A 15,030-nucleotide genomic window follows, 5' to 3' on the forward strand; every position below is an offset into this window, starting at 1 on the left:
CACGCTCGGTGATCTGTGCGACTGCATCGCGCTTGAACTCATCAGTGAAATTGACAGACCGCATCCGGACCTCCTTGCCTCAAAATCAGGGAAGAAGGCGTCCACAAATCTCGGGGCTATTCACACACGCTGTTTGGCAGCCGCAACTCCTACCCCCCCATCATCCTTCCGGGTGTGTTGCGTTTCTATGGGGGGTAGTTCTCGGTCTATGAACATCACGTGGACCGACGCTTCCGGCATTCAATATACCGCTCCCGTGCCGGAAGTGGTGGCCCCGTTCGTCGAAGCGATCGGCCTTGAGAAAACCGCCCGGCTTGTGACGAGCTTCGGCGGGACGCGGGTATTCTTTCCCGTGAATACCACCAACGAGAAACGCTGCGAAGTTTCGTCGTTGCTGGAAAGGGAGGCTACCCTGACTATAGGTCGGACGCTCGGTCCCGGTGAGATAGATATACCTCTCGCGAATGTTTTCCTCGCCCGCCACCTCAAATCCACTGGTCTTCCTCACGCAAAAATCGCTCGAAAGCTTCGCGTCTCGGAAGTGACTGTCCGAAATCTGCTGCGACCTGACGAGGCGCGTCAGAGTAGGTCGCGAAAAATCGAAGACACCTTCGAGCGAAATCCAAACCGCCGCGTCGGAGTTGGTTCGTATCCGGCTATCACGAAAGAGAGTTCGTAATGGACATCACGCAGGAAAACATAGAACTCGCCTTCCGTGGGTTCAAAAAGACGTTTGAGAACGCATTCGGCGATGTGAAATCCCACCGGGACACGCTGGCGATGACGGTCAATTCCACAACGTCCGAAGAGAACTACGCATGGATGGGCGAATTCCCTGAGATGCGTGAATGGCTCGGCGTACGTGTCATCAAAACGCTTCAGAACCATGGGTTCAAAATCGTCAACAAAGATTTCGAGAGCACGGTTCGGGTCAAGCGCAACTCTTTCGAAGACGACAATCTCGGCGTCTACACGCCGATGGTGAAAGAGATCGCTCGCATGTCGAAACAGCATCCCGACAAGATGCTGTTCAACCTGCTTTCCGATGGGATTGCGAAGAATTGCTATGATGGTCGGCCATTCTTCTCGGAATACCATCCGCGATCCGGCCAAGTCGGAGATGAGGCCGAACCGATCTCCAACCTTCAGCCAGGCGCGCAACCGATGTGGTACCTCATGGACCTCAGCCGGCAGATCAGGCCGCTCGTATGGCAGGAGCGCAAACCTTACAATTTCGGGGCTCTGACCGATGAGAAGAACGAGCACGTCTACATGGCGAACGAGTTCTTGTTCGGCGTCCATGCACGTGTGAATGCTGGCTTCGGTCTCTGGCAACTGGCCTACGCGTCGGGAGCCGAACTCAACGCCGCAAACTACGAGATGGCTCGGCAGGCCATGATGCGGTTCCGGGGAGATCAAAACCATCTCCTCGGCATCATGCCGACGCATCTGGTCGTTCCGGCTGAACTGGAAGGGCAGGCCCGCCAGCTTATCACCGCGAGCGTCATCGCGAACAATTCCAACATCTGGCAGGGCACGGCGGAACTGATCGTCACGCCTTGGCTGTCATAAGGGGATCACGATGGACGGAACCGCTCATTTTCCGCATCCCATCGTAACGCTCGCCGTCGGTGGAGAACTGGATACCAAACCGACGACGAGCGGGTGGATCAAGATCGCGCCGCGCGGCCGGGTGACCGACCGCAACGGCGTCTCGCACGCCTTCGATCCCGAGTTGCTCGCATCTCGCTTCAACGCCGACGAAACGAAAGTTCCGCTCGACTTCGACCATTCGACCGTCCTTCTTGGCGCGAAAGGCCAAAGGTCCGATGCGATCGGCTGGATCGAGGAGATGGAAGCGCGAGCAGACGGGCTTTACGGCCGCGTTGACTGGCTCGACACCGGTAAAGCGGCTCTTGGCGCCCGCACTCATCGCTACGTCAGTCCCTCGTTTCCGCGCGATAAGGCCGGCAACGCCGTCTGGATACATACGGTCGCTCTCGTGACCGCGCCAGCACTTGCGAAGATGCCAGCGCTCGCAGCGGCACGCGCCGCCGCCGACCATTCGCAGGAAGAAGAACAAGCGATGCAAAGCGCTTACGCTGAAGCGCGATCGTCGAACTTCATGGCTGATCTTCGGAAGGTTCGCGACCTTCCGGAAGACGCTGACGAGAAAGCCATTCTCGAAGCGATCCGTGCTTCGAACGCTACGAAGCTTGCAGCTTCGTCCACTGCCGAGCTGCTTCTTCTCGATCTCGCAAAATCGAGGGGCGAACAGTCGGCGCGTCACGCATCCGAACAAGCTGACAAAGCAATCGCCAGGGGCGTTTTCCCGGCTTACGCACGGGATTGGGCCATCGCGACATGCGCAGCCGATCCACATGCATTCGAAGGTATCGTCGAGCGCGTCGGCGCTCCGCTGGCTCATCTGTTCCGGCCTGCCATCACACCGGAAATGGAAGCCAATATGCAGATGACGGCGCTGTCTTCGCGCCTGGATATCTCCCGGTCGGAAGCTGCTGAACTCGTCGCGAAACAACTCGGCTTGTCGGCCGACGACCTGAAGGACTGATAGAATGGCCGCGACCAAGAATATCAACACGCCCCTGCGTGGGCCGATGTCAGGTTCCCGTTACGATTATCCGGTCGCCAGTGGCGTCCGTATCTTCGGCGGAACGATGGTGGGCGTGAATGCGGCGAAGGAAGCCGTTCCGATCCATAACGCTTCTGCGGTCGCGTTCGTTGGGATCGCGCTCGATCCAGCCGACAATCGAGCCGGGGCGGCTGGGGCAAAACGGGTCCTCGTGGGTCGCGGCGTGTTCGACGGCGGTGCTCTATTCGTCGGCGCAGTCGCCGCTGACATCAACCTTCCCCTTTACGTGGTTTCAGACGACGAACTGACGAAAGACGAGGTAGCCGGTTCGTATCTCGCCGCCACGATCGAGGCTGTCGATGAGGAAAGCGTCTGGATCAAGGTCTAGGCCCGCACCTGCGTTCTTCGCCGCTCGATCAATGGGATGCCGATGCCTGAACGGTTCGTTGTTCATCGCCCGACTGTGCGCGAAGTCTTGAACGTATGGGAGCGCGACTTTGCGGCGTCGGCTGGCCTGCCCGTCTGGCGCAATTTCGAAATCCGGGAATTCTGTGCGGTCAAGCTTCGCGAGTTGTCGCCTCGCGAGGCGTTCGGTGACTGTCTGGAACGCTACGGCGAAGCCGAAACACCGACGCTCAAGGCGCTTCAGAATTTTGACGATCGGCTTCGTGACATTGAGGAGCAACTCCTGATCGATCGCCTTGGCATCACCCTCGATAAGTCCTTTGATCGTCGGATCGGGCGAAGCTGAGATCGATCAAGCACGGCGCTATCCAAGCGTCACCACTTAATCCCGTCAAATACCGGCTAATCCCGGATAAATCGTACCGATACCGATTATCGTTCAACAGTACAGAATCACCTGAGCCTCGTCTTTCCTGTTTCCCAAGTCGTCAGCTTGTGCGACATGCGAAGCATCGTACATTATCGAGATAAGCCCCCCACAGATGCGCCGTTTTTCGCGGCGACAAGGGCGGCAATCATATTCGAACACCTGAAGAAAGCCCGTCATGAGCAGCCTTGCCCTTGAGGCCGAAGACAGATCGAGCCCGACGCCCTCCGCAAAGTCGAGCTACTCCAACCGGCGGACCTTCGCGATCATCTCGCACCCCGACGCCGGCAAGACGACGCTGACGGAAAAGCTGCTCCTCACCGGCGGCGCGATCGAGATGGCCGGCGCCGTGCGCGCCAAGGGCAACAAGGCGCGCGCGAAATCCGACTGGATGGGCATCGAGAAGGATCGCGGCATCTCGGTCACCTCCTCGGTGATGACCTTCCAGAAAGACGGCGTGAACTTCAATCTTCTGGATACGCCCGGCCATAGCGACTTTTCCGAAGACACCTATCGCACGCTGACGGCTGTCGACTCCGCCATCATGGTGATCGACGCGGCGAAGGGCATCGAGGGCCAGACCCGCAAGCTGTTCGAGATCTGCCGCCTTCGCGACATTCCGATCATCACCTTCGTCAACAAGATCGACCGCGAGGGCCGCGACCCGTTCGAGCTCCTCGACGAGATCGAGGAACAGCTCGCCATGGACGTCGCACCCATGGTCTGGCCTGTGGGTCAGGGCGGCCTGTTCAAGGGCGTCTACGATCTTGCCGCGAACGATTTCATTTCGGCCAAGGGCGAAGGCACGAAGCATTTCGACGGCGGGCTCGACGATCCGGGCCTGGAAGAAGCGCTCGGCACGGAGACCTATGCCGGCTTCCGCGAGGCGGCCGAACTTGCCGGTGAAGGCTATGCCAGCTTCGATGCCCAGAGCTATCGCGACGGCCATCTGACGCCGGTGGTCTTCGGCTCGGCGCTCGAAAATTTCGCCGTCGACCGGCTGATGGACTTCATCGCCGCCCATGCGCCGGAGCCGCGCCCCCAGCCATCGGACAAGGGTCCGATCGATCCTTCGGGCGAGAAGGTCTCGGGCTTCGTGTTCAAGGTGCAGGCCAATATGGACCCCAAGCACCGGGACCGGGTCGCTTTCGTCCGGTTCTGCTCGGGCCATTTCAAGCGCGGCATGAAGCTCGATCATGTGCGCTCGGGCAAGGCGATCGCTGTGTCCAACCCGATCTATTTCGTCGCGCAGGAGCGTTCGCTCACCGAGGAAGCCTTTGCCGGCGACGTGATCGGCATTCCGAACCACGGCACCCTGCAGGTGGGCGACACGCTGACCGAAGGCGAAACCTTCCGCTTCACCGGCCTTCCCGCATTTGCGCCGGAGGTGCTGCGCCGGGTGCGCCTCGAAGACACGATGAAGATGAAGCAGCTGCGCCGGGGCCTTGAAGACCTTGCCCAGGAAGGTCTCGTCCAGGTGTTCCGCCCGACCATCGGCTCCGACTGGATCGTCGGCGTCGTCGGCCCCCTGCAGCTCGATGTTCTCGCCTCTCGCATCTCCGGCGAATACAAGGCGGACGTGACCTTCGAGCCGGTGCAATACAATGTCGCGCGCTGGATCAGGTGCCCGAACGAGCAGACGCTCAAGCAGTTCATCAAGGACAACACAAATCAGATCGTCCGTGACCGCGACGACCGCCCGGTTTATCTCTGCCGCGACGACTGGGACCTGCGCTATGTGATGGACCGCAACAAGGACATCGCCTTCGACGCAACCCGCGAGATCGTGCAGCAATAGGGCGCCACCGCCATGGAATGGCGTGAGGAAGGCATCGTCCTCGGCGTGCGCCGCCATGGCGAGACGAGCGTCATCGCAGAGCTGATGACCCGGTCCCGGGGCCGTCACCTGGGCCTCGTGCGGGGCGGACGGTCGAAGGCGATGCGGCCGGTGCTTCAGCCCGGCAATTCGGTGCTCGCCCATTGGCGGGCGCGGCTCGACGAGCATATGGGGGCCTTCGCGCTGGAGCCGGTTCTGTCCCGCGCCGGTGGCCTGATGGAAAGCGCCGTCGGGCTCCATGGCGTCCAGCTCGCGGCGAGCCATTTGCGGCTTCTGCCCGAGCGCGATCCCCATCCGCGCCTGCACGACGGGCTGATCGTGCTTCTGGAAAATCTGGGCGCGGACCGCATGACCGCCGGCGAACTCATGCTGCGCTTCGAACTTGCCGTTCTGGAAGAGCTCGGCTTCGGCCTCGATCTCACCCGATGCGCCGCAACCGGGGCCAGCACAGACCTCGTCTATGTCTCGCCGAAAAGCGGGCGCGCGGTCAGCCGAGAGCCGGGCGAGCCCTATCGTGACAAGCTTCTCGCCCTCCCCGCTTTCCTCACCGAGACGGACCGTGCGGCCGATGGCGAGACCCTGAAGGCCGGCTTCACCCTCACCCGCTATTTTCTCGCCCGTCACGTCTACGAGCCGCGCGGGATCGACGAGCCTCTTTCGCGCACGGGCTTCATTTCGGCGGCGAGTGCGTCAGGTTAGCTGGCTCAGACGGGTTTTGAGGAAGACCATGGCGGACCACAGCGAAAACGGAATCGACCTTGGCGGCTTCGTCGTCCATCCCTGGCATCTCGATCAGTTCGGCCACATGAACGTGCGCTGGTACGCGCCGGTCTTCGACGACGCCTCGTTTCTCTTCTGGGAAAAGGCGGGGCTTTCCATGCGGGCCATGACGGAAATCCATGGCGTCCACACCGTCACGCTCAAGGCTGAGACCGAATTCAAACGGGAGCTTCTGGCCGGCGATTGCACCTTTATCGGGGGCCGCGTCACCCGCGTCGGCGGCAAGAGCGTCACGCTGGAAATGACGCTTCATACCTATCGCACCGGCGAGGTTCACGCGATCTATCGCACAGTGGAGGTGTTCGTGGAGGCCGGCTCCCACGCCTCCTGCGCGATACCCGACGCGGTCCGCGAAACGCTCGAAGGCTACTTGCCCGACGAGGGCTGAGCGCCGGTCTTTCGCGGCCAGACCTCCAGACCGCCCGCGATCAGCACCAGCGCCCCGCCGGCAAGCTCCAGGGAGCCCAGTTCCTCGCCCGCAAGCCAGGCGGCCGAGAGCGCGCCGATGAGAACCTCCGCCATGAGGAGAATGCCGACGCGTGCCGGCTCCAGCCGCGAGGCCGCCCAGATGAGCGCGGCCATGGACAGGCCCCACCACAAGGGGCCGGCAAAGACGGCCCAGCCGAGGGCGCGGATGATTTCATCTCCGCCAAGCAGGGACGGGAAGGGCTCGAGCGTCGGCGCAAGCAGAAACGCGCCGATCATTCCCCCGAAGGCGAAGACGAAGGCCGATTCCGAAGCCCCAAGCGATGAATTGGCTCTCATACCGGTGGTCGAGATCGACCATAGGATGCCGGAAAGAAGCGCCAGCCACTCCCCCATGCCGCGCGGTATCGGGACTTCGCCGTTCGCGCCCAGCATGACGGCGAGCCCGGCAAGGCCGGTGACGAGAGCCGCGATGCGCAGGCCCGTAATGGGCCATCCCATCACGAAGCGGCCGATCAGTGTCGACCAGACGGGGGTGAGGAAGAACAGGAGAATGATGATCGCCACCCGGCCATAGACGAATCCGACCGAGTAGAAGACGAATGCGGCCCCGCCGATCGCGAGCGCGGCAAGTTCCGGCAGGCCCGCGCGCTTCAGGCTGCGCCGCCGCTGAAACGCGACGGGCATAAGCAGGATCACGGCAGAGGCGACGATTGCAAGCGAGCCCCAGGCACCGCTCAGACCCAGCGCGTCGAGCCGGCGGACCGGATACCAGTAGAAGCCCCAGAGCGCACCCGTTGCAACGACGATCAGCGTCGCCACAGTCAGGGTCCGCCGGCGTGCGCTGCCGTCCTCTTCAACCATTCGGCAGCATTCCGATCAGGTTGCCGCGGCAAGGCGCGGCGCGGCTTTTTCCTCGATCGGCCAATGGACGATCGCGGCGAAGACACCAAGTCCGACGCCGATCCACCAGACCGGATCGTAACTGCCATAGGTCTCACGCAGATAGCCGCCCAGCCAGACCCCGAGGAACGAGCCCACCTGATGGGAGAAGAACACCGCGCCCCCCAAAAGCCCGAGATATTTCGTGCCGAACATGATCGCGACGAGCGCATTCGTCGGCGGCACGGTGGAGAGCCATAGAATACCCATGACGGCTGAGAAGATGACGACGCTTGTCGGCGTGATCGGCATCAGGAGAAAGGCCGTCACGGCGATCGAGCGGCCGAGATAGATGAAGACGAGAAGGATCGGCTTGGAGCTTTTCTGCCCGATCATGCCGGAACCCAGCGAGCCGATGATGTTGAAAAAGCCGATCAGCGCCATGCCGACCACCGCCCAGTAAGGATCGATCCCGCGATCGGCGAGGAAGGCCGGATAGTGCGCGGTGATGAAAGCCACCTGAAACCCGCAGACGAAGAAACCGCTCGTCAAGAGCACATAGCTTCGCGTTGCGAAGGCCTCGCGCAGGGCCTCGCCCATGCTCTGCTCGATCTCGTTCGTCGAAAGCGCCGAGCCCACCTTGGGCGCGCCCTTGAGGGCAAAGGCGAGGAGCGGAACGATCAGCATGGTGCCGGCCATGATGAACAGCGCATCCACCCAGCCATAGGCATCGATCAGCCCGCGCGTGAAGGGTGCGAAGATGAACATGCCGGCAGAGCCTGCCGCCGTGCCGAGGCCGAAGACGAAGGAGCGCTGTTCGGCCGTTACCCGCCGGGCGAAGGCGGCCAGAACGATGCCGAAGGAGCCCGCGGCAACGCCGAGGCCGACAAGTATCCCCTGCCCGACGATGAGCCAGATCGGCGCCTCGCCGATCGCCGTCAGCGCAAGGCCTGAGGCATAGAGCAAACCGGACAGGATCAGCACCTTCGCCGTGCCGAACTTGTCGGCGATCGCCCCGAAGATCGGCTGGCCCGCCCCCCAGAAGAGGTTCTGGATCGCGATGGCGAGGGCGAAATCCTCCCGCGTCCAGCTGCGATCGGTGATCATCGGAAGCTGGAAGAAGCCGATCGCCGATCGCGGCCCGAAGGTGAGGAGGGCGATCAGGCATCCGGCGGATATCGCAAGGATGGTGGCCAGGCGTGTTTCCGCGCCGGCACCGGCTGTCGAGGGCGTTGTCATCGAGCGGCATGTCCCATGGCTAAGCTCGCCGTCGCAGCGAATGGCAGACAGGCTGGAGCGGTCGTGTCATCGAATGGATGAGGAACGGTGGGCAGGCCAGGACAGCACCCGTTCATTGTCTTATCTCGGCTTTCTACGCCCCGAGCTGCGCCATGGGCAAGGGATGTCTTCCACTTTCCCCTCTTCCGATCAAAGATGGGGGCAAGACCCCGCCCGCTCGCCGCCTCGAAAGGATCGCCCCATGCCAATCCCTCATGTCCGCTTCGCCGGGCTCGCACTCGCCGCATGGGCGTCGCTGTCGCTCCCGACGCCCGCCAAGGCACAGGATATGGCCGGGGACAGGTTTTCGCCCGAGGATATCATCACGGTCGCGACGGGCGATTTCGACGGCAATGGCGCGGCGGATGCGGCGATGATCGTCTCCCCGCAGGACGAGGACGCCTTCGCGTCCGATCTCTACATCTTTCTTGAGGGGACGGGCGAGGATACCCCGCCCGGCAAGCTGGGGCTTGCGCTGTTTCGAAAGGGTGCGGCCTGGGGCGCTCGGCCGCTGCTGGCCGGACAGGTGCCTCATCTGACCGCCCTCTCCAACGGCTCGCTTCGGATCGAAACGGAAAATATCGCGATCGGCCGCAATGCCTGGGAGCAGCATGTGACGCTTGCCTACCGCGATGGCCGCTTCCGTGTCGCCGGCTTCACCTACAATGCCTATGACCGGCTGCAGGAGGAGGGCGAGGTCAGCTGCGATCTCAACCTCTTTTCAGGCAAGGGGCAGATCAACGGCGCGACCGTGCGGTTCGACGTGTCCCGCACGCCCTTCGAGGACCGGAAGGACGAAGACGCGCTTCAGATCTGCGGAATAAATTAGGCGGTGACGCGCTTCGTCTTCGCGGCCTTGGTGAACTTCTTGATCACCATGTCGCGCTTGAGCTTGGAAAGATAGTCGATGAAGAGCACGCCGTTGAGGTGGTCGATCTCGTGCTGCAGGCAGGTCGCGAGAAGGCCGTCGGCCTCCTCCTCGTGCATTTCTCCGTCGAGCCCCAGATAGCGCACCGTGACGCGCGCCGGGCGCTCCACCTCGGCGAAATATTCGGGAATCGAGAGACAGCCTTCCTCATAGACGCTGAGATCGTCGGAATGCGAGACGATCTCCGGGTTGAGATAGACCCGCGGCGCCTTCTCCTCGTCTTCCTTCGAGAGGTCGATCGTCAGCATCCGGAGCGGTTCGCCCACCTGGATCGCGGCAAGACCGATGCCCGGCGCCTCGTACATGGTCTCCAGCATATCGTCGGCGAATCGTTTCACGTCGTCGTCGACCCGCGCGACAGGTTCGGAAACTTTCCGGAGCACCGGATCGGGAAGGATGATGAGCGGCTTGATCGTCATGGTTTCGAGGTAGCGAGTGTTTCGCGCCCGGTCAATTCATCAGAAATCCGTTCAATCGCTTTGCGATAGCACAGTTGAAAATCGATCAAACGACGCGGCGGACTTGGTGTGCCGTTGTCGGTTCAACAGTCCGGCTGCGGCAGGTGACGATACGGAATCAGGACATCGGTCCCGGTCGGCCGTCATGGTGCGGCGCACTCGTCCGCCGTTTCGAAGCGGAGGGCAAGCCGTCCCCAACGCCCGGATTCCCTATGGGAATTACTTTATTCTTGAGATTTGGCGGGTTTTGGGGTATTCTCAGTACACGGTCGGGCAGTTCGAATTTTTGCACCGCATCGTGCGCAAAAAGGGGCGCCGGCAAAACCATCCGAAACGACGACGATTCGAGCTCGGTTCAGGAGCCATCGTCGTCTTGCGGCATGCCTCCACGTCCAGCGCGTAAAGGGTCGATCCGCCATGAAGGCGGATTTGAATCAAACCGGCGGCATGTTCGCCGTGACGTGTCTAGCGGCTGTAGCGGCCCGACACAAGAAGGAGTTTGAAAGCGTATGAGTAGCCCAAAGAAGGCGCCCGCAAGCAAGGGCTTCAAATCCGGCGAAAGCATCGTCTATCCGGCACACGGTGTCGGCAAGATCATCGCGATCGAGGAGCAGGAAGTCGCGGGAATGAAGCTCGAACTCTACGTCGTCGATTTCGAGAAGGACAAGATGCGCCTCAAGGTACCGGTTGCCAAGGCCAAGTCGGTGGGCATGCGCAAGCTCTCGGAAACTGATTTCGTCGATCGCGCCCTCAAGGTCGTGCAGGGCCGTGCCCGCGTGAAGAAGACCATGTGGAGCCGGCGGGCCCAGGAATACGATGCGAAGATCAATTCCGGCGATCTGATCCAGATCGCGGAGGTGGTTCGCGACCTTTATCGCGCCGATACCCAGCCCGAGCAGTCCTATTCCGAGCGTCAGCTCTATGAGGCCGCCCTCGGCCGCATGGCGCGCGAACTCGCCGCCGTCAACGAGGTGTCCGAGACCGAGGCCGTCCGCCTGATCGAGGAAAATCTCAACAAGGGTCCGAAGCGCGGGCCGAAGTCCGATGCCGACGACGCCGATGACGCCGATGACGAGGACGGCGAAGAGACGTCTGCCGACAACGACGCAGCGTCCAAGGACGAGGCTGCCTGAGCAAGGTGGTGCCGAGGCCTCCGAAAAGGGCGATCTCAGCAAATCGTGAAGCCGGCTCCTCCCAGGGGGCCGGCTTTTTTCATGATCTTTGCCCACTCGTCGACCCGAACGAAAAAAGATAGCCGCTTAAAGACTTAGCCCATGGGGCGTGGGCCGAACGAAGACCCTTCTGCGTAAGGGAAATACCATCAAAAGCCCGGCGAACCGGGGCGCGGGGTTGATTGCGCTCTCTCTTTCCGGCATTGTCCGCCCGAACCCGCACCCTAAGGCCGGCCTTCGAGCCCCCAACTGGAGCGGATGCAACGACGCGTTCGAAAGACATACCGGACCATGAAGAGCCGGGCCCCTCGATTGCGGCGATATTGATCGCACTTCACCGTCGTTTGACTTGCCTGACGCACATCCCCCTCTACATTTCGTAAAAAAGTTTCCCCTTTTGGGAACGTTTCCAACCCTCCCCGCATTACGCCAACACCACAGCGCTGTGTGAGCAATGCAGCGCAGTTGGCTCAAAAGCCTGGAACGCTTCACCGGAGGGATAGCATGAAATCTCAATCCGCACGCCGCACGATGATCCGCGCCGCCATGGCAGCGCCCTATCTCGAGCGCGAAGAGGAATATCAACTCGCGGTCCGGTGGAAGGAAAACCGGGATCAGGAAGCTCTCCATAAAATCACCTCGGCGCATATGCGCCTCGTCATCTCGATGGCCTCGAAGTTCCGCCATTTCGGCCTGGCGATGAACGACCTCATCCAGGAGGGCCATGTGGGTCTCCTGGAGGCGGCCGCCCGCTTCGAGCCCGAACGCGAAGTGCGTTTTTCCACCTATGCCACATGGTGGATCAGAGCTTCGATCCAGGATTACATCCTGCGCAACTGGTCGATCGTCCGGGGTGGCACGTCCTCGGCCCAGAAAGCCCTCTTCTTCAACCTTCGCCGCTTGCGCGCCCGCCTCAGCCAGGGCGCCGAACCCATCAGCGGCAATGCCATGTATCGTGAGATCGCCGGCGCGCTGAAGGTCTCCGAAAGCGACGTCGCGCTGATGGACTCGCGCCTGTCCGGGCCCGACTCCTCGCTCAACGCGCCCCTTCTCGACGATGAATCCGGTAGCGCCGACCGTCAGGATTTCCTCGTCGCCGACGATCCCCTGCCCGACGAAACCGTGTCTGTCTCAATTGACGACGAGCGCCGTGTGATCTGGCTCACCAATGCCCTCGACGTTCTGTCCGAGCGCGAACTCAAGATCATCCGCGAGCGCCGCCTGCAGGACGACGGGGCGACCCTCGAAGCCCTCGGCACCAAGCTCGGCATCTCCAAGGAGCGCGTGCGCCAGATCGAGACCCGCGCCCTCGAAAAGCTTCGCTCGGCGCTTCTGGAAACCAACAAGGACCGCTCGGCCTATGTTTGATATCGGCGTCCGGTGAAGTCAGCCGGACCCTCGTATCAAAGCCCAGGTAGCCGATACGCATATCTGAGATCCGTCGAGGTGAAGCGGTCGGGCACGCCTCGGCAAGCGCTCAAGCAAAAAGCGGGCGGAAAATTGCATCCGCTCGCGGGAATACGCTCACAGATGGCTGCTCTCCGGCCATCAGCGCGACATCGCCAGATCTCCGTCGATGACATATGAAGATTTTGGCTCCTCACGGGGCCCGATCGTCTCGACATGAAAGGCCTGCCAGAAATCCCTTGGCTTCCGCTCGGATTTCTTTCCCGACCCTTCCGACAGATCGCCAGCCCCGCGCCGGCCATCGGGCGCAAGGCACGCCTTCTGCAGCTGGAAATTCAGTCACCACTTCCGATGGCCGGTTGTCAGCTGGTTTGGTTTCGCGCGTCGTCGCCAACTCCCGTGAATGGCATTTTGCTGAATTTTTCGGGCTCGATCGCGAAGCCTCTTGCCAAATTGGACTCACCGTCCTCATGTTCGAAAGTCAGGTGATCGCCTGGTCTGAAGCCGGATCGAAGCCATGCAGCGCGCGCCCGAGCGCCGCCATGCCGAACCTCGCGCGCAAAAATCGCGCCTTCGGCTGTCATCCAACGAAGCGATTGCACTGAATGTCCGCCCATAAAGCGGACGCCGGGGATGACGAGACGCTTCGACGCAAGCCCCTCTGCGCATTTGCGCCGCACCACCAACAAAGCTCGACCAGGACCCGTGCCGTGCGGGACGAACGTCCGCGGGTCGCTGCCGCCGCTGGGTCTTGTCGCGATAACGCAAAACGCCCCGGACAATCTGGAAGGATCATCCGGGGCGCAGTCGTTCGTTTCAGATCCGCCCCAGCTCTGACACGAGAGCCCGGCTCAACCAGCCGGGCCGCCCTATCGACCGGACGCTCGCCTCACTCGGCGGCTTGCGCGCTCCCCTCCGGCCGGAACTCGCCGCTCGTCTCGGTCGCCTTGGAAACCACGACGATCGCGATGAAGGCGAGAACGAAGCCCGGAATGATCTCGTAGACGCCGGGACCGCCGAGGAAGCTCGAATTCCAGCCAAGCGAGATCCAGACGATCACGGTGACCGCCCCGGTCACGAGGCCGGCGACCGCGCCCGCGCCGGACATGGCAGGCCAGGTGAGCGCCAGGATGATCAGCGGACCGAAGGCTGCGCCGAAACCGGCCCATGCATTCGCGACGAGCCCCAGCACCTCCGAATTCGGATCGCTCGCGATATAGGCGGCAACGAGCGCCACCAGCACCACGCAGACACGGCCGACATTGACCATCTCCGTCTCTCCTGCCTGCTTGCGCAGGAACAGCCGGTAGAAGTCTTCCGTCAGCGAAGAGGACGCGACGAGAAGCTGGGACGAGATCGTGCTCATGATCGCTGCCAGAAGGGCCGCGAGGAGGAAGCCGGTGATCAGCGGATGGAAGAGAAGTTCGGCAAGCACGATGAAGATCGTCTCGGGATCCTCGACATCGAGCCCGTTGCGCTGGGCATAGGCCCGGCCGAACACCCCGACGCCCAGCGCGCCGATCAGCGAGATCGCCATCCAGCTCATGCCGATGTTCCGCGCAGCCGGCACGTCCTTGACCGAACGCACGGCCATGAAGCGCACGATGATATGCGGCTGACCGAAATAACCGAGACCCCAGGTGACCGCCGAGAAGAAACCGACAACGGTCAGTCCGTTGAACAGGGACAGGAAGTTGGGATCGACCGCATTCAGGGTTTCCTCAGCACCGGCAAAGCCGCTGCCCTGGCCGGAATAGAGTACGACCAGCGGCATGATGATGAGGGCGAGCATCATGATGCAGCCCTGCACGAAATCCGTCAGAGAAACCGCGAGGAAACCGCCGACGACCGTATAGGCAAGCACGATGGCAAGCGTCAGCCAGATGCCGACCGAATAGTCGCTCATTCCGCCGATATTGATGAATTCACCGAAGGCGCTGTCGAAGAGCTTGCCGCCGGCAACGAGCCCGGACGCGGTATAGACGGAAAAGAAGACCACGATGATGATGGCCGAAATCGTCCGCAGCGCCGTCGCCTGCGTGGGAAAGCGCTTGCCGAGAAAGGCCGGGATCGTGAGCGAATTGTCGTAGCGCTCGGTCTGTTCCCTCAGACGCGGGGCAACGATGAGCCAGTTAAAGAACGCGCCGACGAAAAGCCCGATCCCGATCCAGGCCTCGACGAGACCGGACGCGAAGAGCGCGCCGGGCAGGCCGAGAAGCAGCCAGCCGGACATGTCCGAAGCACCGGCGGAGAGCGCCGCAACCGAAGGGCTGAGCTGCCGCCCGCCCAGCATGTATTCTTCCGAACTCGACGTCGATTTTCGCCAGGCGTAAAATCCGATGCCAAGCATGAGAATGAAATAGGCTGCTAGACTGATCCATACGCCGATCTGCATGGGTGCTGCTCCGTCGGTTTGATCGATCGATAGGCAGCTAGA

15 protein-coding genes are annotated in these 15,030 nt (G+C 61.8%); 11 read left to right on the forward strand and 4 right to left on the reverse strand.

Annotated elements, in window-relative coordinates:
- From ABDX79_RS17025 to ABDX79_RS17060, 8 genes are all read left to right on the forward strand, one after another.
- Positions 1 to 679, forward strand: a 679-nt coding sequence (locus ABDX79_RS17025; protein WP_346221505.1) for a hypothetical protein, incomplete at its 5' end; no start/stop codon positions are given.
- On the forward strand, positions 679 to 1,572 hold the full coding sequence (locus ABDX79_RS17030) for a Mu-like prophage major head subunit gpT family protein (protein ID WP_346221506.1): 894 nt from the start codon (positions 679 to 681) through the stop codon (positions 1,570 to 1,572). The genes ABDX79_RS17025 and ABDX79_RS17030, both read left to right, overlap by 1 nt.
- 10 nt (positions 1,573 to 1,582) lie before the next feature.
- Positions 1,583 to 2,572, forward strand: a complete 990-nt coding sequence (locus tag ABDX79_RS17035; protein WP_346221507.1) for a phage protease — start codon at positions 1,583 to 1,585, stop codon at positions 2,570 to 2,572.
- A gap of 4 nt (positions 2,573 to 2,576) precedes the next feature.
- Positions 2,577 to 2,981, forward strand: coding sequence for a hypothetical protein (locus tag ABDX79_RS17040; protein WP_346221508.1), 405 nt, complete (start codon positions 2,577 to 2,579; stop codon positions 2,979 to 2,981).
- Positions 2,982 to 3,023: 42 nt separating this feature from the next.
- Positions 3,024 to 3,344: a hypothetical protein gene (locus ABDX79_RS17045; RefSeq protein ID WP_346221509.1), complete on the forward strand. Its 321-nt coding sequence runs from the start codon at positions 3,024 to 3,026 to the stop codon at positions 3,342 to 3,344.
- 259 nt (positions 3,345 to 3,603) lie between these two features.
- Positions 3,604 to 5,223 carry a peptide chain release factor 3 gene (locus ABDX79_RS17050; protein ID WP_346221510.1) on the forward strand — a complete coding sequence of 540 codons (1,620 nt, stop codon included), beginning with the start codon at positions 3,604 to 3,606 and terminating at the stop codon, positions 5,221 to 5,223.
- A 12-nt stretch (positions 5,224 to 5,235) separates the two neighbouring features.
- Positions 5,236 to 5,961 (forward strand): DNA repair protein RecO, encoded by a 726-nt coding sequence (recO, locus tag ABDX79_RS17055; RefSeq protein WP_346221511.1) that lies wholly within the window; start codon positions 5,236 to 5,238, stop codon positions 5,959 to 5,961.
- Positions 5,962 to 5,989: 28 nt separating this feature from the next.
- Positions 5,990 to 6,430 carry an acyl-CoA thioesterase gene (locus tag ABDX79_RS17060; protein ID WP_346221512.1) on the forward strand — a complete coding sequence of 147 codons (441 nt, stop codon included), beginning with the start codon at positions 5,990 to 5,992 and terminating at the stop codon, positions 6,428 to 6,430.
- On the opposite strand, the gene ABDX79_RS17065 is transcribed toward ABDX79_RS17060, so the two are convergent.
- Together ABDX79_RS17065 and ABDX79_RS17070 are read right to left on the reverse strand one after the other, a co-directional pair.
- A complete protein-coding gene (locus tag ABDX79_RS17065) occupies positions 6,409 to 7,332 on the reverse strand; it encodes a DMT family transporter (RefSeq protein WP_346221513.1) in 924 nt (307 codons plus the stop codon). The two genes, ABDX79_RS17060 and ABDX79_RS17065, sit on opposite strands and share 22 nt — an antisense overlap.
- A gap of 15 nt (positions 7,333 to 7,347) precedes the next feature.
- Positions 7,348 to 8,589, reverse strand: coding sequence for an MFS transporter (locus ABDX79_RS17070; protein ID WP_346221514.1), 1,242 nt, complete (start codon positions 8,587 to 8,589; stop codon positions 7,348 to 7,350).
- 241 nt (positions 8,590 to 8,830) lie between these two features.
- Here ABDX79_RS17070 and ABDX79_RS17075 point away from each other — a divergent pair, with 241 nt between their 5' ends.
- Positions 8,831 to 9,457, forward strand: a complete 627-nt coding sequence (locus ABDX79_RS17075; RefSeq protein ID WP_346221515.1) for a hypothetical protein — start codon at positions 8,831 to 8,833, stop codon at positions 9,455 to 9,457.
- On the opposite strand, the gene def is transcribed toward ABDX79_RS17075, so the two are convergent.
- On the reverse strand, positions 9,454 to 9,975 hold the full coding sequence (gene def, locus ABDX79_RS17080; protein WP_346221516.1) for a peptide deformylase: 522 nt from the start codon (positions 9,973 to 9,975) through the stop codon (positions 9,454 to 9,456). The two genes, ABDX79_RS17075 and def, sit on opposite strands and share 4 nt — an antisense overlap.
- A gap of 548 nt (positions 9,976 to 10,523) precedes the next feature.
- Between def and ABDX79_RS17085 the strand changes: the two genes are divergently transcribed.
- The gene (locus tag ABDX79_RS17085; protein WP_346221517.1) at positions 10,524 to 11,147 is read left to right on the forward strand and encodes a CarD family transcriptional regulator; all 624 of its coding nucleotides are present in this window, start codon (positions 10,524 to 10,526) and stop codon (positions 11,145 to 11,147) included.
- Between the two features lie 543 nt (positions 11,148 to 11,690).
- Positions 11,691 to 12,554, forward strand: coding sequence for an RNA polymerase factor sigma-32 (locus tag ABDX79_RS17090; RefSeq protein ID WP_346221518.1), 864 nt, complete (start codon positions 11,691 to 11,693; stop codon positions 12,552 to 12,554).
- Positions 12,555 to 13,482: 928 nt separating this feature from the next.
- Here ABDX79_RS17090 and putP read toward each other — a convergent pair.
- Positions 13,483 to 14,988 (reverse strand): sodium/proline symporter PutP, encoded by a 1,506-nt coding sequence (putP, locus tag ABDX79_RS17095; protein ID WP_346221519.1) that lies wholly within the window; start codon positions 14,986 to 14,988, stop codon positions 13,483 to 13,485.
- Positions 14,989 to 15,030 lie beyond the last annotated feature (42 nt).

Origin of the sequence: Fulvimarina fulva (assembly GCF_039652615.1) — a bacterium.
In the GTDB taxonomy this organism is placed as follows: Bacteria; Pseudomonadota; Alphaproteobacteria; order Rhizobiales; family Rhizobiaceae; genus Fulvimarina.